The 17,677-nt window shown below is 55.6% G+C and carries 27 protein-coding genes; 17 read left to right on the forward strand and 10 right to left on the reverse strand.

Annotated features, from left to right (window positions below):
• Positions 1-19: 19 nt before the first annotated feature.
• The 9 genes from PYL13_RS07045 to PYL13_RS07085 all read right to left on the reverse strand — a co-directional run bounded on the left by PYL13_RS07045 (position 20) and on the right by PYL13_RS07085 (position 4,091).
• Positions 20-259 (reverse strand): hypothetical protein, encoded by a 240-nt coding sequence (locus tag PYL13_RS07045; RefSeq protein ID WP_275640843.1) that lies wholly within the window; start codon positions 257-259, stop codon positions 20-22.
• The gene (locus PYL13_RS07050) at positions 256-948 is read right to left on the reverse strand and encodes a hypothetical protein (protein ID WP_275640844.1); all 693 of its coding nucleotides are present in this window, start codon (positions 946-948) and stop codon (positions 256-258) included. The genes PYL13_RS07045 and PYL13_RS07050 overlap by 4 nt, the downstream gene beginning before the upstream one ends.
• Complete coding sequence (locus PYL13_RS07055) at positions 945-1,742, reverse strand: hypothetical protein (protein ID WP_275640845.1); 798 nt, start codon at positions 1,740-1,742, stop codon at positions 945-947. Before PYL13_RS07055 ends, PYL13_RS07050 begins: the two co-directional genes overlap by 4 nt.
• Complete coding sequence (locus PYL13_RS07060; protein WP_275640846.1) at positions 1,739-2,017, reverse strand: hypothetical protein; 279 nt, start codon at positions 2,015-2,017, stop codon at positions 1,739-1,741. Before PYL13_RS07060 ends, PYL13_RS07055 begins: the two co-directional genes overlap by 4 nt.
• A complete protein-coding gene (locus PYL13_RS07065) occupies positions 2,014-2,208 on the reverse strand; it encodes a hypothetical protein (RefSeq protein ID WP_275640847.1) in 195 nt (64 codons plus the stop codon). Before PYL13_RS07065 ends, PYL13_RS07060 begins: the two co-directional genes overlap by 4 nt.
• 26 nt (positions 2,209-2,234) lie before the next feature.
• Positions 2,235-2,432, reverse strand: coding sequence for a hypothetical protein (locus PYL13_RS07070; RefSeq protein ID WP_275640848.1), 198 nt, complete (start codon positions 2,430-2,432; stop codon positions 2,235-2,237).
• Between the two features lie 63 nt (positions 2,433-2,495).
• Positions 2,496-2,678 carry a hypothetical protein gene (locus PYL13_RS07075; RefSeq protein WP_275640849.1) on the reverse strand — a complete coding sequence of 61 codons (183 nt, stop codon included), beginning with the start codon at positions 2,676-2,678 and terminating at the stop codon, positions 2,496-2,498.
• Between the two features lie 234 nt (positions 2,679-2,912).
• Positions 2,913-3,695, reverse strand: a complete 783-nt coding sequence (locus PYL13_RS07080; protein WP_275640850.1) for a WYL domain-containing protein — start codon at positions 3,693-3,695, stop codon at positions 2,913-2,915.
• Between the two features lie 60 nt (positions 3,696-3,755).
• Positions 3,756-4,091, reverse strand: coding sequence for a helix-turn-helix domain-containing protein (locus PYL13_RS07085; RefSeq protein ID WP_275640851.1), 336 nt, complete (start codon positions 4,089-4,091; stop codon positions 3,756-3,758).
• A 104-nt stretch (positions 4,092-4,195) separates the two neighbouring features.
• On the opposite strand from PYL13_RS07085, the gene PYL13_RS07090 reads away from it, so the two are divergent.
• The 6 genes from PYL13_RS07090 to PYL13_RS07115 all read left to right on the forward strand — a co-directional run bounded on the left by PYL13_RS07090 (position 4,196) and on the right by PYL13_RS07115 (position 7,329).
• Complete coding sequence (locus tag PYL13_RS07090; protein ID WP_275640852.1) at positions 4,196-4,426, forward strand: helix-turn-helix domain-containing protein; 231 nt, start codon at positions 4,196-4,198, stop codon at positions 4,424-4,426.
• A 330-nt stretch (positions 4,427-4,756) separates the two neighbouring features.
• Positions 4,757-5,233 carry a hypothetical protein gene (locus PYL13_RS07095; protein ID WP_275640853.1) on the forward strand — a complete coding sequence of 159 codons (477 nt, stop codon included), beginning with the start codon at positions 4,757-4,759 and terminating at the stop codon, positions 5,231-5,233.
• Complete coding sequence (locus tag PYL13_RS07100; RefSeq protein WP_275640854.1) at positions 5,230-5,397, forward strand: hypothetical protein; 168 nt, start codon at positions 5,230-5,232, stop codon at positions 5,395-5,397. Before PYL13_RS07095 ends, PYL13_RS07100 begins: the two co-directional genes overlap by 4 nt.
• Positions 5,394-5,621 carry a hypothetical protein gene (locus tag PYL13_RS07105; RefSeq protein WP_275640855.1) on the forward strand — a complete coding sequence of 76 codons (228 nt, stop codon included), beginning with the start codon at positions 5,394-5,396 and terminating at the stop codon, positions 5,619-5,621. Before PYL13_RS07100 ends, PYL13_RS07105 begins: the two co-directional genes overlap by 4 nt.
• Positions 5,621-5,803, forward strand: coding sequence for a hypothetical protein (locus PYL13_RS07110; protein ID WP_275640856.1), 183 nt, complete (start codon positions 5,621-5,623; stop codon positions 5,801-5,803). Before PYL13_RS07105 ends, PYL13_RS07110 begins: the two co-directional genes overlap by 1 nt.
• Positions 5,800-7,329 carry an MT-A70 family methyltransferase gene (locus tag PYL13_RS07115; RefSeq protein WP_275640857.1) on the forward strand — a complete coding sequence of 510 codons (1,530 nt, stop codon included), beginning with the start codon at positions 5,800-5,802 and terminating at the stop codon, positions 7,327-7,329. Before PYL13_RS07110 ends, PYL13_RS07115 begins: the two co-directional genes overlap by 4 nt.
• Positions 7,330-7,331: 2 nt before the next feature.
• Here the strand turns inward: PYL13_RS07115 and PYL13_RS07120 are convergent, their stop codons facing one another.
• Positions 7,332-8,669: a DUF6161 domain-containing protein gene (locus PYL13_RS07120; RefSeq protein ID WP_275640858.1), complete on the reverse strand. Its 1,338-nt coding sequence runs from the start codon at positions 8,667-8,669 to the stop codon at positions 7,332-7,334.
• Between the two features lie 47 nt (positions 8,670-8,716).
• On the opposite strand from PYL13_RS07120, the gene PYL13_RS07125 reads away from it, so the two are divergent.
• The 11 genes from PYL13_RS07125 (at position 8,717) to PYL13_RS07175 (ending at position 17,673) form a co-directional block, all read left to right on the forward strand.
• On the forward strand, positions 8,717-9,028 hold the full coding sequence (locus tag PYL13_RS07125) for a hypothetical protein (RefSeq protein WP_275640859.1): 312 nt from the start codon (positions 8,717-8,719) through the stop codon (positions 9,026-9,028).
• Entirely contained in the window at positions 9,025-10,269 is a 1,245-nt protein-coding gene (locus PYL13_RS07130) for a helix-turn-helix domain-containing protein (protein WP_275640860.1), read from the forward strand. The genes PYL13_RS07125 and PYL13_RS07130 overlap by 4 nt, the downstream gene beginning before the upstream one ends.
• Positions 10,256-10,909: a transcription termination/antitermination protein NusG gene (gene nusG / locus PYL13_RS07135; protein WP_275640861.1), complete on the forward strand. Its 654-nt coding sequence runs from the start codon at positions 10,256-10,258 to the stop codon at positions 10,907-10,909. The genes PYL13_RS07130 and nusG overlap by 14 nt, the downstream gene beginning before the upstream one ends.
• A gap of 305 nt (positions 10,910-11,214) precedes the next feature.
• Positions 11,215-11,574, forward strand: a complete 360-nt coding sequence (locus tag PYL13_RS07140) for an HNH endonuclease (RefSeq protein WP_275640862.1) — start codon at positions 11,215-11,217, stop codon at positions 11,572-11,574.
• A gap of 4 nt (positions 11,575-11,578) precedes the next feature.
• Entirely contained in the window at positions 11,579-11,833 is a 255-nt protein-coding gene (locus PYL13_RS07145) for a hypothetical protein (RefSeq protein WP_275640863.1), read from the forward strand.
• Positions 11,834-11,935: 102 nt separating this feature from the next.
• The gene (locus PYL13_RS07150) at positions 11,936-12,424 is read left to right on the forward strand and encodes a hypothetical protein (protein WP_275640864.1); all 489 of its coding nucleotides are present in this window, start codon (positions 11,936-11,938) and stop codon (positions 12,422-12,424) included.
• A gap of 61 nt (positions 12,425-12,485) precedes the next feature.
• Positions 12,486-14,123: a terminase large subunit domain-containing protein gene (locus PYL13_RS07155; RefSeq protein WP_250982861.1), complete on the forward strand. Its 1,638-nt coding sequence runs from the start codon at positions 12,486-12,488 to the stop codon at positions 14,121-14,123.
• Positions 14,123-15,343, forward strand: coding sequence for a phage portal protein (locus tag PYL13_RS07160; protein ID WP_250982860.1), 1,221 nt, complete (start codon positions 14,123-14,125; stop codon positions 15,341-15,343). The genes PYL13_RS07155 and PYL13_RS07160 overlap by 1 nt, the downstream gene beginning before the upstream one ends.
• The gene (locus tag PYL13_RS07165) at positions 15,340-16,194 is read left to right on the forward strand and encodes a head maturation protease, ClpP-related (RefSeq protein ID WP_250982859.1); all 855 of its coding nucleotides are present in this window, start codon (positions 15,340-15,342) and stop codon (positions 16,192-16,194) included. Before PYL13_RS07160 ends, PYL13_RS07165 begins: the two co-directional genes overlap by 4 nt.
• Before the next feature lie 27 nt (positions 16,195-16,221).
• Positions 16,222-17,436, forward strand: coding sequence for a phage major capsid protein (locus PYL13_RS07170; protein WP_250982858.1), 1,215 nt, complete (start codon positions 16,222-16,224; stop codon positions 17,434-17,436).
• Positions 17,437-17,505: 69 nt separating this feature from the next.
• Entirely contained in the window at positions 17,506-17,673 is a 168-nt protein-coding gene (locus PYL13_RS07175) for a hypothetical protein (protein WP_250982857.1), read from the forward strand.
• Positions 17,674-17,677 lie beyond the last annotated feature (4 nt).

The raw sequence follows: 17,677 nt of genomic DNA on the forward strand, positions 1-17,677 counted from the left end.
TAAGGGGTTCGCCCGCGTCTCATGACTTGGTCCCTTCGATCATTGGTAGCAACTTCTCGTAATTGCCGCCGTATTCGGCAACAAGCTTTGCGGCCTGAACGCCGAGATCGGCATTGCGCAGGATCTGCGTGCTAACGGCGACCATTGCTTCGGTGCGCTTCACTTCCTGTTCAAGTTGCTCCACAGACATATCTTCTTCGCCCAGGCGCTCGAGCTGGGCGAATAGATGGTTGTTGAGATCGATGAGACGGTTTTTCATTGGTCACGCTCCAGCTCGTCAATGTTGTGAGGATGGACAGTGAAGGTGTATGCGGCGATCCACGGGTTGGCGTCCCATGCACCAAAGCCGTTGATGTGATCCCAAAGGGTAGCGTAGGCGCTGATGGGCGATCCGTATCGATCATCGCCTTCGAATCCCCAATGGCAGCCCATCTCCACGGCGCTTCGAAGGGCCGTAGGTTTTTCCTTCAAGCCTTCCGCAATTGCGTCTTCGCGGCTGACATCCTGCAGGCGTTCGGCGCGAACTCTTGTGACGATCAGCGTAATTCGGCTGGCCCATCGGGGCATGTGGATGGAGGGACGCCAAGAGTAACCGCGTGTGTCGGCCTCTAGGTCTGCACAAGGATCCGTTGCAGCATATCGCACCTCACATGGCTGCCGCTTCGTTGGTTGGAAATCGCCAAAGCTCAATGCTTGCCAGTTCTCGCGCACCCATAGATGATCGCCGGTTTTGATTTTCATGGCAGTTAGCGCGTATTTTTCGAGGTGGGGAACGCCAGCGGCATTCTGCCCGTAGTTCCAGATTGTGCCCTTGCGATCGGGCGCGCAAAGATTGTTCATTTTATCAATGAATGGCTGCGGCTTGATGATACGCCGGGTTTGCGACTTGGTGCCGTTGAGCAGCGCGCGGACCATTGGCGCGGAAAACAGGATGGGACGATCAGTCATTCTGATATCTCCGCAATGTCATAAAAATGCTGCGGGATGGCGTCGCAAAGGCCGAATGTCTGGCTCATGTAAACGCCTATGAACTCCGGCTGCTTCTCAAAGCGCAGAATGACAGGGCTGGACAAATTGGACCCCTCGTGACCTGTGCGAGTTGTCAGTGTATGAAACACGCGCTGCGGTCCAAACAGGCGGCTAAAGCCTTCAAACAGTGCCGGGATGGCTGGATCAAAGATCATCTCGCTCGCCGTCGCCACATCATTTGCCAGTACCTCTCTCAGCATTTTGCGCCAGTCACGCGGTCTGCCGTCTGTCATGCGGTAGTCGTGGCCAATGGTGTGCTGACGGACGCTGGCCGTGCGCTGGTAAAGGCATGGCTGAAACTGCACGCACTCGTCTTGCCAGCTGGGGTAGCGCATTTTAGGCAGGATGAACGTGCCTGCGCTGGAAACGAAAACGGTTTGAGGGTGTGACCACTCCGGCAACTTGGTCTCGTAAATGGCGTTCTCGTACTGCATGCGGATTGGCTGCGGCATGCGCGCCGCTTCAAAAGCAGCGTCTGGAAAATCCAGTGTAACGGGCTCGTCGATGTGCCCCTCTTTGTCATGGATGATCGCGGTCGCGTGACCGCCAACGGCAACCAGGTACACGCCCTGTTCCGGGTGGGGTTCAATGCTGATTGTTCCGTAAGGGAACGCGAGACCTGGTGCTGATCTAACGTGATCAACAAGCGGTTTCAGCGCTGGAAGATACTTTGCGGAGAAATAGCCAAAGTGGATTTTCTTGCCCTCGCTCATGCGTATTTCTCCATGTCGGAAATCATCGAGACGCGGGGCAGGGTTACGGGCCTGCCTTCGACATAAAGCGTCATGATGGGGGTTGGTGACTGCGCGTTCGGATCCCGGCTGCGCGGTGCGATAATGCCGCATTCCTTCAGGATCTTGCGGGCGTGATCGAGCGAAACGCCGTACATGGCCGCGATCTGGTTACGTCCGTAACCCTGATTGACCAGTTCCTGCAGCTTTGGTGCGGGCGGCAGTTTGGTGTTGTTGGGTGAGGCGCGCACGATCATTGCAGTGTTTCTCCTGCTGGCCGTGGGCTGTTGTCTCGTGCGGGGTCGTCCTGGCGGTGGCGGAAATAGTCCAGCACAGCTTCGGAAACTGCGCATTCTGCGAGATCGTGAACATCACGTGCCATTTCTTCAGACGCCTTGCGCAGTCTGGCCTCGGTTTTCTCGTCGATGTGGATTGTGAGCGCCGTCATGGGCATGGCTCCGTTTTTTGCTTGGTTTAGACGCGCGCCGCAGCGGCGTGCATGCGTTCGATTTCGTGGACGCGAGTTGCGCAAAGTGCGATTCCGCCAAAAAGACCGAGCAACAGAGTGGCGGTGACGCAGGCCAGAAAGAACCGGCCATAGGGCTGCGGCTGCTTCTTGAAGGTGCCGAGTTGCTGGCGGTTGAGTGGGTACATCGGGGAAAGCTGGTACATGGGAACCTCCATCCGTTTCGGATGCCGCCTCGGGCAGAGGCGGTCACCGAAAGGGATGCTGGGTCACGCGGCTTCGCGCTGCGACAGCCGGTTGGCGATCGTGCGAGCTTCTTCGCTGAAGGTGTTGATTTGCGCCTGGGTGAATTTGAGGAGCATCTGGCGTTCTGTGCAGCCTTCACCAAGGCGCAGCATCTCGTCTGCCATTTCCTTGATGATCTTGCGTTCTGCCGGTGTGCGTTCGTTCATGGCTTCTCTCCATCCTTGAAGGGAGACCGGACAGCGCAGGGAAAGGGGGAACACGCTGCCCGGTCTATTCGCCAAGCCGTGTGGTTAGGCTTGGATGGAGACATGTTTCTTAAATGGAAACCTATTTGTCAAGAAGAAAGTTTCCGAAATGGAAACCTTACTTGCCCGCATAAACTCTTGGGGCTTCTCAAATGGAAACCATCGTCGAGGATTTTGGCTATTTTTACCGATGATTCATCGGAGGATGGGCGTTCCGATTAGGTCCAACGCTATAGAGTTAACGAGGGATATCTCGTCGTCATGTCTTTTGCCGTCGGCGTCCATGGCCTTTACTGCTGCGGAAAGCAGACGGTTGATTTCAGTAGGGGGTCTTTTAGCAATCACATCTAGGGATCTAAGGATTGATTCTTCCGTGGGGCGAAGTCTCGCTGTGTATCTTTGAAGTGCGAGAACCTCGGCGTCGCTAAGCATGTCTCCAGACTTCTCGACTAAGCGCCACAGATAGTCCGTCACATAGTCGACTTCCCCAATTGCCAGCTTCCCGTCCGCTCTGATTATGGCGGACAGTATTACGGCGTCATGCCTCACAACCGCGATTACGCCGTTCCAATGCTTGTTACTCTGCGCTCTAGCGTCCGCTATTCCAACGGTAATGCCAAAGTTTTCCGCGACGAAGCCTTGAACGTCTTCGAAAACTTCACCGTCTAGATCAACAAAGGATTGAATGCGGTCGATCCTGAATTGACGACGCGCCTTCCGTTCATGGCAAAAGGCCAAAAGGCAGGGCGCTCCACCAGATCCGGCGACTATGCTCCATACCGTGACGCGGCGCACAGATCTGCCGCCTTGCGAGTCGGTGTATTCTATTATGAAGGATTGCCCATCTGCCTGGGTAAGTTGGTCACCTCTATCGTCGCCGTCATCGCGTTCGGTCAAAATTATTGATATCGGCGAATCAGATAAAGGTCGACGCTCGACGTGTTCCGCCAGCGCATGTGCTGAACTGCTTAAAGACATTTCCACCCATCCCGGTTTCATTTCGTGAAACCATAGGATGAAAACATTGATGCAACAACCTTATCCAGATGATCCTGTGCGATAATTCGCAAGATCGACAAGCAGCTTTAGGGCGGTCTCTTTTGCCTCAGGCGTCATTCGCGACAGCAGCTCGTTTGCTGTTGGCGCTTCAGGCGGACGATATAGATCAGGCACGTCGCAATCCATTGCGAATGCGATCATTTCCAGCCAGTCCTGATTGTATCTTTGTTTGCCGTTGAGCAGCTTGGATATCTGCCCCTTGCTGACTTCCAGCCGGTCGGCAAGCCTCTCCGCAGTCAGCCCGCGATAGTCGAGCCACTCACGTAAGTACACTTTGGCAGGGCGTCTGCCTTTGTCGTGAATCTTGATGACCATGTTTCGATTATCGCACTTGGGCGAATGCAATGCGTTGCCTGAAATGGAAACCAAAACCAATCACCCTATTGACATTTAAGTTTCCATATTGGAAACATTTGTGCATGGAACATCCGATCACGACATATCGCCGAAAGCACAGCCTCACGCAGGATGCGTTCGGTCGTCTTGTTGATGCAACGAAAGGGATGGTTTCGAAGTGGGAGGCGTGCCGTATACTGCCGCGCCCCCAATTTATTGAAAAAATTGAAGACGTGACTGCCGCGGAAGTCACTGCCAGCGATCTGGTGAGATCGTTCAACGAGTTAAATTCAAAGTTGGAGGCGGCAGAATGATCGCTCTCCAAAAAATCCATGCTGCGCTCGCCTCGTGCCGCGTGGATTGTGGCCGGAAAAGGCGATTGCGCGCGCCTGCGGACCTTTCCGGCCACTCACTTTTTCTTGTTGCGCGGCGGTTCGTTCCCTTGCCTCTGCGCACTCGCCGTGACGCTTCTCCTCCAAGATCCGGCGGTCTTTTCTTGCGTGCATCTGCTGGCTCCTCTGCGGCGTGTCCGCGCTGGCGCGGCTCCGGTTGATGTGATGGCAGAGGTTTAGCTCGCGCCCGTTGGCGCTTCACCGAATCCTTTTCCGATTTTGTTTCCTTGACGCGTTTTCAGGGGTGTTTCCGTGCGCACTATTTCCGATGAAGAGATCCGCAGCCTAAAAGGCGCAACCGATGCCAGCTATAAGCTGGGCGGTGGCGTGACTGATTTTCCGCTGCTGACGCGGGTCAATGTTTCGACGCTTTCGAAATATGCCAGCTTCAATGATGAGAACAGCGATTCTCTAATCCCGATCGATGTTGCGATTGAGGCGGACCGTCGCGCGAAAAGCCCCGTGATCGTGGCTGCCATGGCGCGCAAGCTCGGTTTCAAGCTGGTTGTCGACGGCGAGCTGCAGGTTGAGGCGCGACCGATCAACGATGCCGATCTGCTCGATCTCATGTCCGAAATGAATGACATATTCAGTGTCGTGAGAGAGGCGAAAGCCAACGGCACGCTGGGAACTGCCGCCGTTACCAAGCGCATCACCAAGGAAGCGCACGAGGCAATCCGAGAATTGAAAGAGCTGATGGTCAATGCGCCACAAAGGCCGGACCGATGACGCTGTGCATTGCCGAAACCAGCCGCTCCAAACTTGTGCATGAGGCCCGCGCTGCGCGGGTGCTGGAAGCGTGGCGCGCTGGCCAATCCACCCATGAAATCGCAGCAACGCTTGGCATTGAGGAAAGCGAAGTCTGCCGGATTATCGAGGAGAACCAAGCATGACGACTGCTGTTCAGTTCAAGAAAATCAGCCCCGGCGCGACGGCCTTGTTGCGCCGGGTTCGCATTGCGGGCGGCTCGCTCGATACGCGCGGAAACGACGAGTTTGGCGACAGCGTGCAGGAGCTGAAGAAAGCCGGTTACGTGCAGATCAAGGAAGATTACTACACGATCCGCCTGACTGGCCACGGCCAAGCGCATCTTGACCGGCTGATGAGGGCGCACTGATGGAGCGGTTTGACAGGCTCCCGGCGCAGGTGCGCAGCGCGATCAATTTCGCCGGATTTGAATTTGCTGTTCGCTTTGCCGAGCGGTTGCTCGGTCGTGGCGCTTCGCCTGACGTTGCCGCCAAGATCATTCGCGAGACTGACTTGCGCCTGACGATGAAGCGGCAAGGCGGTGCGGCATGACCATGATGGGCGAACGCATGCAGTCGATCATCTCCGACGCCGTCAAGTTTGGCGTGTTTGTTGCCGTTGGCCAGACAGACCAGAAATCGGCCGGCAAGGCGCATATGCAGGGCTATCTTGCGCGCGACCCGAAGGTGTCATTCCACTTTTACCCCACGGCGCGGGCCAAGGCTGAGTTTCCAGACGTCGATGGTGTTGATGCGCAAAAGATAGCCGTGTTGCGCGATCCTTCCACCATCAATTCAGATGACCGGCTGCGCGATCTCGGTGAAAGCACCGTGCTGGCGCTCATGGAAGCCTTTCAGCGTGTTGGGCAGCATCAGCCGATTGAGGTCTTCGGCAAGGAAACAGATGCGACCGTTAAGCTGGGTGCGGGTGGCCACCGGCTGGAGGCCTGCCGTCGCTTAGGCATCAAGGTCCTGTGCTTCCACTATGATGGTGATGACCTCGATCGTCAGCTCTGCGAGATCGATGAAAACCTGATCCGTGAAGACCTGTCGCCAGTGGACCGGGCGCTGTTTCTCGCGCGGCGCAAAGAGATCTATCTCATCAAGCATCCTGAAACTGCACGCGAAGCGACCTTGAAGAAAGGCGAGGTTGCCCCGTCTCGCCGAGTTGGCGAAACGGCAAAGCGGTTTACGGCAGCGACTGCTGATGCGACCGCACAAAAAGAGCGCACCATTCAGCGCGATGTCGAGCGGGGTGAAAAAATTTCCGAAAAGGCTCTGCGGATGCTGCGCGGCACGTCTCACGACAAGGGTACGCTTCTCGACAGGCTTAAGCGGATGGATAGCGCGGAAGCGCAAGAGAACTTCGTTGTCGAGCTTATTGCTTCAGACAAGGCTACCACTGCGAAAAGCAAGAAGATCCGCACTGCGCTACAGGCCGATAATCGTCAGGCCCGTCTGCGCATGGTCAACCTGATTTCGGAACATGGCCACAAGGCCGGTGTCGATATGCCTCTTTCAGCCTATCCCGTCGGTTACGCCGACCCGCCGTGGCAGCAGGAGCAATGGAGCGAGGTCACAGGTCAAGATAAGGGCCTCAAGTACCCTGCTATGCCCCTCGACGACATCAAGGCGCTGTGTGCAGGCGATAAGTCGCCATTCACTCGGGATGCTGTTCTGCTTCTCTGGGTGACTGCCAACCGATTGCCGGATGGTATTGCTGTGTTGCAGTCGTGGGGGTTTGAGTATGCGACCTGCATGATTTGGGACAAGCAGCATATCGGCATGGGCCGGTGGGTGCGCGATCGCCATGAGATCCTGCTTATTGGCAAGCGTGGCACGATATCGCTTGCGCCACTGATGGGCACGCAGCCCGAAAGCCTCTATTCCGAAGCCAAGACCGAACATAGCCGCAAGCCGGTGTGGTTTGCCGAACAAATCGAACGTCTGTGGCCGGAGCTGCGCAAGATCGAGCTTTTCCAGCGCAAGGACAGTCTCGGGCCTGATGACGTGCGCCTCAATGGCAATTGGGAGTTTTGGGGCAATCAGGCCGGAACGCCGGAAGGCGGTGCGGAGTGAGTTTAATCTTTGCCTTTGCCGATCAATTCAATGAAATTCGGCGGCTCAACGTTATCTTGGCCTTGTCCTGCAAGCGGTCTGAAAAGCGCGTTCAACATGAGGCCGCGCTCTTCTGTAGTGGCGCCATCCTTCTCGATAAGATGGAAGTAAGTATCCATCGTAGTATGGCGCTGACGAGCATCGTCCATCAGAACCATGCAGCGAGTGTTGAACCGAACTATAAGCTTGATTGCCCAGAAATATACGGCCAACGGTGCCGATATTATCACGATCTTACTGATGGTTGCGGCTGTGAGTTGTGCCGTAGTGGCAGAGTCAAGAAGGCCTGGCGTTGCGGCCTGGGTAATTCGCTCCAGAAAGTGGACGATTGCTTCTGGATTGCACAGGACCAGCAAGGCAGGCGCTACGATCACAAACGCTATGAGGCCAGCGGATATCCAAAAGGCAAGTCTGTTGTCTTTGGCCCGCTGTTCCCAAAGCTTCTTGGTCGCGTCAATTTTCAGCTCTTCCCTGACCGCTTCAGAGAAAGCTGCGATATTCTGATCTGTCGTCGAGATGATATTTACAACCTCAACCAGCTTACCGGACGATCGATCAAGAGCTTCATTCATACTCTCGAGCTTTTGTCGAATTGTCTCGGTTTCAACTTCGTTGCGTTGATGATCGGTTTGGAGTCTTTCTCTCTGCGTGTCCACCGCAGCAGCCAAGGCGGCTATGTTGGTTCTTTGTTCTTCGAGAAGACTATTAACTTGGTCGTTGAAAAGAGTTGTCTGCCGCTCTCCAAGCGATTGGACGCCGAAAACATCATCCGCAGAGCGTTTGGACTCTTCTATGTTCTTCCACATTCCGTAGCTGTTGAATTCCGCGAGCAAATTTGGGGGCAATGCTGGCAGCTTTGGGTCATTGTTAATACGCCAAACCCGCTGGACCTGATGAAGAAGCGCTGCAAATGCCTGCAAGCTCCACTCCTTGCGTGCATTTGGATCTCGTGGATCGGTAAGGCTCGCTATGCGCCTAATAAACTCCTCGGCATAGGGCATTGTGATGATGGGAACGTCAGGTTTTTGCGTCACGCCCGGCATCAAGCAGTTTGCCAAGTGGTCCGTAATCTTAGGCAGGGTCCTTCCCGTGTAATCATGAAGTCCACCATTGGGATAATCTCTACTAAAGAACTGATCCAAGCTGCTAATGACGAACGTGTAGGCGTTGCGGCATTCTTCGATAAGTACTGGAAATGCCTCGGCATCTTCTTGCGCCGTAAAAAATTGCTCCATGATTTGAAATGCATTGTAGTCCATGCCGCCCCCAGCGCGTTTATAAGTGGTGGTAATTTTTGCCACGACATAGATTTCAATGGGCTTAACGCCGCTGGCCCGCAGGTGGCGGCGTGAGCATGCTTATTCCTCACATCGAACGATTGGACGCAGCGCAGAGCCGCGAGGAGCGGGCGGCATGGCTATTGTCATGCCCGCTCGACACTTTGCTTTCCTGCGAAATGACCATTCGCAACCGGCTGCTGAACGCGCGGTTTCGCGAAGGGCTTGATTACCTCGATGCCGAGCTGGCGGATCTGCGGCGTGAGCGCCCTGCGGACGGCGGACGGTTTTGCAGCATGCCTGTTGGGGCGGCGCGCGGGCGTATGGAGCGTATCGCTCTCGGCCTGCCGCCAAGTTTATTTGGAAAGGGGGAAGGGCGATGAATGAGCCCAGACTATCGATCATTCCCGGATGGATCATCGCGGATCCGCGCCTGAAGGGCAAAGACCTGCAAGTGCTGTGCATGCTCGGCCAGAATGCCAACACGCGCCACGGATGGTGCCGTCGCAGTCAGGTGAAGCTGGCTCAAGCGCTGAACTGCTCACGCTCAACCGTACAATCTGCCATTTCCAGACTGGTTGAGATCGGCGCCGTTGAGCGTCGTGAGGTGGTCAGCGCTAACGGTCGCGACAGTGCGCACTGGTACCGCGTGATCTATGATTCCAATGTTCCGAGCTCTGCATTTGATGCATGGGATGAGGATGATCAGAAGGAATTTGATCCTAACTTTGAGGGTGATGGATCTGCACCCCCTGCCGGTATATCGGCACCCCCTGCCTGCCCAGAGCAGGCACCCCCTGCCGGTTCTGGGCAGGCACCTATTAACGCCTCTACTTTAACGCCTGCCTTTGAACGGAATGAGAGAGACGCCGCTGCGGGCGATGTTTTGAAGATTGAGGAAGAAAGTCCGAAATCGATCGAGATGGCGTTCAAACGGTTCTTTCTGGGTTGGAAAACGGCGATCAGCGACAGCGAGCCGGATGCGCGCCGGGAATGGCTGGCATTGCCGCCACAGGAGCGTGCAGAGGCGTTGCAGCGCTCTGAGGCCTATCAGGCCGCTGCGCTTTCCACCGGTCGCAAGCATCTGTGCTCCGCTGCGAAATACCTCAAGGAGCAGCGCTGGACGAAACTGGTTGAGCAGCGTCCAGCCTCGCCACAGGCTGAATCAACCGAAAGCTATTCGGTGTTCTCGCGGGCTGGTCGGGCAATGCTGATATCGAAGCTGTTGCAGCCGGTGCGCCCGTTGACGCTTTCCCCGATCGAGCAGCGCATTGTCGACACCAGTCCGGAAAAGTCGGACCTGATCTGGCGCGACAAAAAGGAAAAGCAGGGATGGCCTGATGCCGTGCAGCTGATCGAGCGTCGCCGCTTCAAGGTATCCAACCGCATTGTTGACCTCAGCAAGGATTTCGAAAAGGTCGCTGTGGGCGGCGAGATCTGGGAGGCATGGAAGCGCGCATATGCTGACCGGTGCTGGCCGTGGCCGGTTGCTCCTGATGTTCTTGAGTTCGCCCAGTTCCCACCACTGCCTGCTGGCGTGGTCGATCTGGATAAGGCGGTCTCGATCGCAATTGTCGATTTCGCGGAAAAGCTAAATGAGGGACGGGCAGATGATGCAGCATAAGTTCGACGACATATCGAAACACGTCTCGCTCAAAGGTATGCTCAAGCTGGATCGCATTGCCGAGGAGGCTGCCAAGGTCGCCAGATGGCGAGAATCAGCAAGCCTGACCACTGCGGAATGCAGCAGCGATTCGGCGTGGGTGATCGTCCAGGTGGCGTATGGACGCGAATTGGCTGTGGAAAGTGCGATGATGGCGGCCGGTGTTTGTGCGTGTGTTGTGATGCGGAAAGGACCCGAAAGGAAGCGCCGATATCGTATTCTGCCTGCCATTTCGATGCCCGTTTTCAACGGTCTGGTGTTTGTTTATTGCTCGCCAAGCCCTGAGGCTGTCGAGGGTATTCGCTCGTTTGATGGCGTTAAAAACATCCTCATGTCAGGCGGTAGGCCGTTCAGGGTTGATGCGGAAACCATATGCGATTTCAAGCAGAAAGCTGACAATGGACACTACGACTGGAAGCGGATCGCGCCGGTGTTTGCAAAGGGTCAGAAAGTCAGGGTGTTGTCTGGTCCATTCAGTGGGTTCGTGATGGAGATCGCGGCGTTTGCAGAAGCGGGAGAGGGTGACGCTGTCGTCACCACGGAACTGTTTGGCAAACCGATGGCAATAAACATTTCTCTTGCGGACCTAGAAAAAGTGTGAGTACAAATCGCCTATGGTTGATCCGGTTCTTAGCGGGCATTTGCTCTAGCGCCCGGACCCCACTCTGACAGTCTCCCTTCGATTGAGACACCGATTCAGGGCCAGTGCTACAGCTATGTTTACTTCTTCGATGTGTTGCCGAGTCAGGACTAAAGCTGAACCCGAAAGAGTAAGGGTTTAACCGTCTAGTTGAGATTGCTGGCGACGGATAGCCAATAGCAGTTTTGCCGTGGGTTCGAATCCCTACCACACGATGTAAGTAGCGAAGGCGACCTTAACCGGTCGCCTTTTTGCGTATTAGAGATATGGGCAGACTTACAACCATCAAGCCACGTATCGGCACGCTACCTCCAAGGCTTGGGCCTGCGACGGGTGAGGTTGAACGCAACCGCCATCGTGATGCCAGTCTCGAATACCGTGGATGGTACAAGACGGCACGCTGGCAGAAGCTGCGCATGAGTGTGCTGATACGCGACAGGTTCACTTGCCAGATGGTGGGATGCGGTCGCATCGATGGCAACACATCGAGACTGGTGGCTGACCACAAGACACCGCATCGTGGTGATGAGCGTCTGTTCTGGGATGAGAACAATCTCCAGTGCCTGTGCAAGACCTGCCACGACAAGCTGAAGCAGAAAGAGGAGCGCGCCCAGTCGCGTTGGTGACCTGATGCAGATAGCCATGATCGAAGGTGCGACACGCATCATCGGAAAGAGCCAAGGTTATCTTGGCCTGCCGTTGCGAGATGAGATCGTCGAGTGCACGGTCAATGGTCAGGGGACACCAGCGATGGTGACGGCTTGGTCTCCGACCCCTGACGAGTTGGCGCGGCTTAATGCAGGTGCCTCGGTGCATCTGCGAATACTCGGATCATCTCACCCGCCCGTCATGCTCGACGTCGGCGACCCGCCCACCGAGGGCTGAGATTGGGCGATCGAGCCGGGAGAGGGGGGGGGGGCGTCAAAAGTTCAAAAGACCCCAAACCTCTAGACCCGCGCCCCCCTCATTCGGAGATTTTTTTTCGTCATGAGTGAGAATTTTGACCTGTTCGGCAACCCTTGGGTTGATAAGCCGAGCAAGCGCGGTCGACCTCAACACGAGGTGACGCAGAGAAGTCGCAATAGAGTCAGCATGTTAGTGGCTCTCGGTTGGGCAAATCCCAGAATTTGCAGCGCGCTTGGCATCACTTTGCCCACTCTGCACAAGCATTATTTTTATGAGATCCGGCAACGCGACGGTGCGCGCGACAAGCTGGAGATCAGACGGCTGGAGCTTGCCTGGGAGCTTGCCGAGAAAGGTAACGTTGGTGCGTTGCGTGAATTCGGCAAACTCCTTGAACGCAGCGACCGGATGGAGATTGAGCGAGAGCTCTCATCTGAGCCGAAGCATGAAGAGCCAAAGGTGAAGGCCGAAAAGGTCGGCAAGAAGATTGCCGATGAACGGCGCGCCATTGATGCAGACGCCGATTTGATGGCGGAACTGGAGCGGGAAGCCTCGCACAATGCACACCACTGAGGATTTACCTCGTTTCGCATGCCCTGATTGGTGGGATCGTCTTCAGTCTGGTCAAACACCCATGGCTGACGTGCCGATCAACAAGGAAAAAGCGGCCAAGGCTCTGGCGTTTTTCAATCGGCTGAAACTGCCGGATGTGACTGACAATCCTTCGCTTGCGGAAGCGTGCGGAGATTGGTTCCGGGATATCCTTTGCGCCTTCCTCGCAAGTGAGGATCCGGAAACAAAACGTCGCCTGGTTTGGGAACTGCTTTGCATGGTCCCAAAGAAAAACTCGAAGACCACGTATGTTGCGGCCTTGGGTCTCACAGCGCTTTTTATGGAGGAAGCGCCGAACCGCCAGATGCTGATCGTTGCGCCTAGCCAGAACATTTCCGAGCGCTGCTTCAGCCAAGCGCAGCTGATGATCCAGAACGATCCGAAGCTCAGTGAAGTATTCAAGGTGCAGGAGCATCTCAAGTGCATCACTCGTGTCAAAACAGGCACGAAGCTGGACGTGAAAACCTTCGATACGTCGATTGTCACCGGCGAAATCCCGGTCATGACTATCATCGACGAGCTGCACGAACTGGGCAAAGTATCCAAGGCAACCCGCGTAATGCAGCAGATCCGGGGCGGCGGCATCACCAAACAGCGTGGTCAGGTTCTCATGATCACGACACAATCGGATGAATCGCCAGCTGGTATCTGGCGAACGGAACTGGACAAGGCTCGGGCGATCCGAGACGGCAAGGGCGGCGCTTCGCCGATCATGCTGCCAATCTTGTACGAGTTTCCTCGCGAACAGCAGGTTAATCAGGATTACTGGCGAAACCAGAAGAACTGGCCGCACCTCCTGCCAAACCTTGGCCGGTCAATCGATCCGCAGGCGCTGGTCGATGACTACGAAAACAACGGCAAGGTGAACAAGGAAACAGAGCAGGTCTGGGCTAGCCAGCATCTCAACATCGAGATCGGCGTGGGGCTTGGTGGCGACGGATGGTCTGGCGCGCTTCATTGGGCCGGTTGTATCGACACCAAGTTGACCGGTCTGGAGGCGCTGTTGTCTCGCTCTGAGGTTTGTACGATCGGTATCGACTGGGGTGGGGCTGACGATTTGGCTGCACTCTATGTCATCGGTCGCGAAAAGCGAACAAAACGCTGGCTCGGCTGGGGCAGGGCATGGGCAAGACCCACCGTCTTTGAGCAGCGAAAAAGCATCGCCCCGAGGCTTCGGCAATTCGAAGAAGCGGGCGATCTAATCGTTTCCCAGTCCGGTGAAGAACAGGCTGAGTCAGCTGCTGCGATCTGTAAGCAGGTGCTTGATAGTGGATTGCTGCCGGAGGCTTCGGGCATTGGTCTTGATAGTGCGGGCATCGCACTCCTGCTCGATGCGCTTGAGGGGCTCAATATTGAGCAGCCTCTTGTCCAGGCCGTGGCGCAGGGGTGGAAATTGCAAACAGCGATCTCTTCTGTGCCGCTGAAACTCGAAGATGCTCGTTTTCTGCATGGTGACCAGCCGATGATGGCGTGGGCTGTGGGCAACGCAAAGCAGACTTTGAAGGGCAGTAATTACGTGGTGACGAAGGAAGTTTCCGGCGCAGCCAAGATCGACATGCTTATGGCCTTGTTCAACGCGGCAATGCTCATGTTTCAAAATCCTGAAGCGGCGAGTCCTATCGATATGGGCGATGTAATCTCTAACGCGGTGTTTGTCTGATGGGCCTATGGAACCGACTTTTCGGGAAAAAGCTGACTGCCCGCGACAGCGAGCTGTATGAAATGTGGGATGGAGGCGAGACCTGGGCAGGGGAGCATGTTTCGACGCAGGGCGCGTTGAACCTGTCCGCATTCTGGGCCTGCACCAGGGTGACCTCTCAGACTATCGCCAGCTTCTCGCTGGAGCTCATGGAGAAGAGGTCTGACGGAACGCGCGTCAGAGTCACTGATCATCCCTTGCAGGAGCTTTTGGACGAGAGCCCAAACGCTGACCAGACCTCGATCGAGTTTTGGGAAGGTCGGGTGCTCGGGCTCTGCACAACCGGAAACGGGTTTGCTGAAAAGGTGTATTCCGGAAAGCGGCTTGTTTCGCTTGATCGCATGCCAGCAGATACCTCTGTCGAGCGCAAACAGGACGGATCTTTGCGTTATCGCTTTAACGATAGAGGCATGCTGGTCGACCTTCCGGAAGACAAGGTCTTTCACCTCAAGGCCTTTGGTGATGGAGACGTAGGAATGTCTCCGGTGGCGCATGCCCGTCAAACGCTCGGCATAGCGATCGCGTCAGAGCGAGCAGCGGGCCAAATGTTCGGCAAGGGAATGCGTGCCAAGGGTTTCTTCACATTCCCTAACCAGCTCACCCCTGAGCAGCGCGAACAGGCCCGTAAGAATTTCGCTGATCGTTATAGTGGGCCGAATGCTCCAGGCGTCGGTATCCTTGAGGCTGGTGTCGACTTCAAGGCTGTGAACATCACGCCGCGTGACGCCGAGATGATCTTGAACCGACGTTTCAACGTCGAAGAGATCTGCCGTTGGCTTGGGGTTCCGCCAATTATCATAGGACATTCGAGCGACGGACAGACGATGTGGGGCTCCGGCGTTTCCGCGATCATGCAGAGCTGGTTAAATCTCAGCTTGCGATCGCAACTCCGCCGCATCGAAAAAGCGATATCTAAACGCATCATGACACCTGAGGAGCGGAGGCGCTTCAAAGTCAGGTTCAATTATGAAGATCTTTTGCGTGGCGACAGTCAGGCTCGCGCAGCGTTCTACACCGCCTTGTTGAATGCTGGGGTCATGACCATCAACGAGGTTCGCCGACTGGAGGGGCTAGCGCCTGTCGATGGTGGAGATGTCCCCCGCATGCAGTCGCAGAACATCCCAATCACTGAAAGTGCTGTTGGTCATAACGGCGGACCACCGATAGGAGAAAACGAATGAGCCTGCGTGCGTTGCCAGAGTTACACTGCCCGGACGGCGTAACGGGTTCGGTACATCTCACAGAAAAGGCTCTCCAGATGTATCGCCCCGTGGAGGCGCCACGGGCAGCTGCGGTTGATGGAGCCGACGTGATCACAATCCTTGATGTCATCGGTTATGATTGGTGGACTGGCGAAGGCGTTACAGCCAAACGCATCTCTGCAGCGCTGCGCCAAATTGGCGACAAACCAGTGACGGTCCTGATCAATTCTCCGGGTGGCGATTTCTTTGAAGGTGTCACCATCTACAACCTGCTTCGCGCGCATCCATCAAAAGTGACTGTGCGGATTCTTGGAATTGCTGCATCTGCCGCATCGGTAATTGCAATGGCTGGCGATGAAATACAAATCGCCAAACTTGGCTTTGTGATGATCCACAACACGCAGTGGGTTGCTGCGGGTGACCGCCATGTCATGTACGAGACCGGCGACATCATGAAAGTTTTCGACGCAACTTGCGCCGAAATGTACTCCGAAAGAACCGGGCTGGAGATTTCCGAAGTCGAGAAAATGCTCGACGCGGAGACCTGGCTTGGAGGCCAAGGTGCAGTCGACAAAGGTTTTGCAGATGAGGTTGCGGATTTCGATGTATCGACCTCGGATGTCTCCAATTCAAAACCGGCTTTGTATCGCCTGGAAGCGGCTCTCGCTTCGGGAAAGCCGCTGCCTCGCTCTGAGCGTAGGCGATTAATAAAAGAGATTTCGGAGGGTATGCCGAGCGCTGCGCCTTCGAATGTCATGCCGAGCGCTGACAATGATGCAATCGACCGCCTGCGCCTTGCGGCGGCCCGACTTAGTCTTACACGGGCCTGAGCGCCCTTCCCAAATAGGAGATCAGCAATGGCTGACGAGATCCGAGACCTGCTCAAGCAGGTAACGAACGACCTTTCGCGCGTGAATGATGAATTCAGCAAGAAAGCGGAAGAATGCCTCACTGAGGTAAAGAACAGCGGCAAGCTTTCCGAACAGACCAAGCAGGAAGTTGATAAGCTTGCGCTTTCTCAGACTGAGCTTTCCGGCAAGCTGGAAGATCTCCATGCTCGTCTGGGTGAGGTTGAGCAGAAGGGTGCTCGACGCGGTGGAGCGGGCGGAGACGAGAACAAATCTATCGGCTCACAGCTTGTTGAAAACCAGCTGACCAAAGACTTTTCTCAAGGCGTCCAAGCCGGTCGCCGCGTCAGCGTTCCCGTCAAAAACGTGACGCTGTCTCCAGATATCGCGACGGGCGTTGTCGAGCCTATGCGGCTTCCTGGCATCGACACGATGCCCAAGCAGCGCCTCTTTATCCGTGATCTTATCGCTCCTGGTCGTACTACGTCCCCGGCCATCTTCTGGGTACAGCAGACAGGCTTCACCAATGCGGCACGGGTGATTGCCACGGAAGGCACGGCAAAGCCTTACTCGGATATCGAGTTCGATACAAAGATCACCCCTGTCGCTACCGTCGCGCACATGTTCAAGGCCTCCAAGCAGATCATGGACGACTTCGCGCAGCTTCAGTCCACAGTCGATGCGGAAATGCGTTACGGCTTGAAATATGCAGAAGAGCAGGAAATTCTGTTCGGATCCGGCGCTAGCGGACACCTTGAAGGTATCGTGCCGCAAGCCTCGGAGTTTGCCCCTGCCTTTGCTCCAGACGCCCGTACTCCGATTGATGATCTTCGTCTCGCGATATTGCAGGCCCAGCTGGCGCGCCTGCCAATCGATGGCTTTGTTATCCATTTCGTTGATTGGGCAAAAATCGAACTCACCAAAGACGCTGGCGGCAATTACATCTTGGCCAATCCGCTGCGCATTGCCGGTCCAACATTGTGGGGTCGTCCGGTTGTTGAAACCGAGATTCCGGCATTCGAAGGTGAGTTTCTGGCGGGCGCGTTCAAGACTGGGGCCCAGATCTTCGACCGCGAAGATGCCAATGTCGTTATCTCGACAGAGAATGCCGATGACTTCGAAAAGAACCTCATCTCAATCCGTTGCGAAGAGCGATTGGCGCTCGCGGTGAAACGGCCAGAGGCTTTTGTTACCGGTCCTTTCGGTAAGGCGGTCGCACCGTAACTTGTTGCTCGCCGGTTGATCAAGGCGGGCAGAGAAGTCTGCCCGCTCTATGAACCGATGGAGAAAATAATGAAACTCACTGCATTGAAAACATTCAGGCATGGCGCTGACCTCTACCGTCGTGGAACCGTCATTGAGATGAGTGAGGCGAAGTTCAAGCCGCTTATCGAGCGGAAGCTTGTTGGCAAGCCTCCTGAAGATGAGAACAAAGCAGGCAAGGCAAAAGGCAAGGGATAGCAAC

It is taken from the genome of Agrobacterium sp. Azo12, assembly GCF_029193765.2.
Lineage (GTDB): Bacteria > Pseudomonadota > Alphaproteobacteria > Rhizobiales > Rhizobiaceae > Agrobacterium.

Excerpts from the sequence above, each read along its gene's own strand:
- PYL13_RS07165 (WP_250982859.1), top strand. The coding sequence starts at position 15,340 with ATGAGCCTGCGTGCGTTGCCAGAGTTACACTGCCCGGACGGCGTAACG.
- PYL13_RS07080 (WP_275640850.1), bottom strand. The coding sequence starts at position 3,695 with ATGTCTTTAAGCAGTTCAGCACATGCGCTGGCGGAACACGTCGAGCGT.
- PYL13_RS07160 (WP_250982860.1), top strand. The coding sequence starts at position 14,123 with ATGGGCCTATGGAACCGACTTTTCGGGAAAAAGCTGACTGCCCGCGAC.
- PYL13_RS07075 (WP_275640849.1), bottom strand. The coding sequence starts at position 2,678 with ATGAACGAACGCACACCGGCAGAACGCAAGATCATCAAGGAAATGGCA.
- PYL13_RS07050 (WP_275640844.1), bottom strand. The coding sequence starts at position 948 with ATGACTGATCGTCCCATCCTGTTTTCCGCGCCAATGGTCCGCGCGCTG.
- PYL13_RS07055 (WP_275640845.1), bottom strand. The coding sequence starts at position 1,742 with ATGAGCGAGGGCAAGAAAATCCACTTTGGCTATTTCTCCGCAAAGTAT.
- PYL13_RS07070 (WP_275640848.1), bottom strand. The coding sequence starts at position 2,432 with ATGTACCAGCTTTCCCCGATGTACCCACTCAACCGCCAGCAACTCGGC.
- PYL13_RS07155 (WP_250982861.1), top strand. The coding sequence starts at position 12,486 with ATGGCTGACGTGCCGATCAACAAGGAAAAAGCGGCCAAGGCTCTGGCG.
- PYL13_RS07150 (WP_275640864.1), top strand. The coding sequence starts at position 11,936 with ATGAGTGAGAATTTTGACCTGTTCGGCAACCCTTGGGTTGATAAGCCG.
- PYL13_RS07130 (WP_275640860.1), top strand. The coding sequence starts at position 9,025 with ATGAATGAGCCCAGACTATCGATCATTCCCGGATGGATCATCGCGGAT.
- PYL13_RS07170 (WP_250982858.1), top strand. The coding sequence starts at position 16,222 with ATGGCTGACGAGATCCGAGACCTGCTCAAGCAGGTAACGAACGACCTT.
- PYL13_RS07145 (WP_275640863.1), top strand. The coding sequence starts at position 11,579 with ATGCAGATAGCCATGATCGAAGGTGCGACACGCATCATCGGAAAGAGC.
- PYL13_RS07115 (WP_275640857.1), top strand. The coding sequence starts at position 5,800 with ATGACCATGATGGGCGAACGCATGCAGTCGATCATCTCCGACGCCGTC.
- PYL13_RS07110 (WP_275640856.1), top strand. The coding sequence starts at position 5,621 with ATGGAGCGGTTTGACAGGCTCCCGGCGCAGGTGCGCAGCGCGATCAAT.
- PYL13_RS07175 (WP_250982857.1), top strand. The coding sequence starts at position 17,506 with ATGAAACTCACTGCATTGAAAACATTCAGGCATGGCGCTGACCTCTAC.
- nusG (WP_275640861.1), top strand. The coding sequence starts at position 10,256 with ATGATGCAGCATAAGTTCGACGACATATCGAAACACGTCTCGCTCAAA.
- PYL13_RS07140 (WP_275640862.1), top strand. The coding sequence starts at position 11,215 with ATGGGCAGACTTACAACCATCAAGCCACGTATCGGCACGCTACCTCCA.
- PYL13_RS07105 (WP_275640855.1), top strand. The coding sequence starts at position 5,394 with ATGACGACTGCTGTTCAGTTCAAGAAAATCAGCCCCGGCGCGACGGCC.
- PYL13_RS07085 (WP_275640851.1), bottom strand. The coding sequence starts at position 4,091 with ATGGTCATCAAGATTCACGACAAAGGCAGACGCCCTGCCAAAGTGTAC.
- PYL13_RS07045 (WP_275640843.1), bottom strand. The coding sequence starts at position 259 with ATGAAAAACCGTCTCATCGATCTCAACAACCATCTATTCGCCCAGCTC.
- PYL13_RS07065 (WP_275640847.1), bottom strand. The coding sequence starts at position 2,208 with ATGACGGCGCTCACAATCCACATCGACGAGAAAACCGAGGCCAGACTG.
- PYL13_RS07100 (WP_275640854.1), top strand. The coding sequence starts at position 5,230 with ATGACGCTGTGCATTGCCGAAACCAGCCGCTCCAAACTTGTGCATGAG.
- PYL13_RS07090 (WP_275640852.1), top strand. The coding sequence starts at position 4,196 with ATGGAACATCCGATCACGACATATCGCCGAAAGCACAGCCTCACGCAG.
- PYL13_RS07060 (WP_275640846.1), bottom strand. The coding sequence starts at position 2,017 with ATGATCGTGCGCGCCTCACCCAACAACACCAAACTGCCGCCCGCACCA.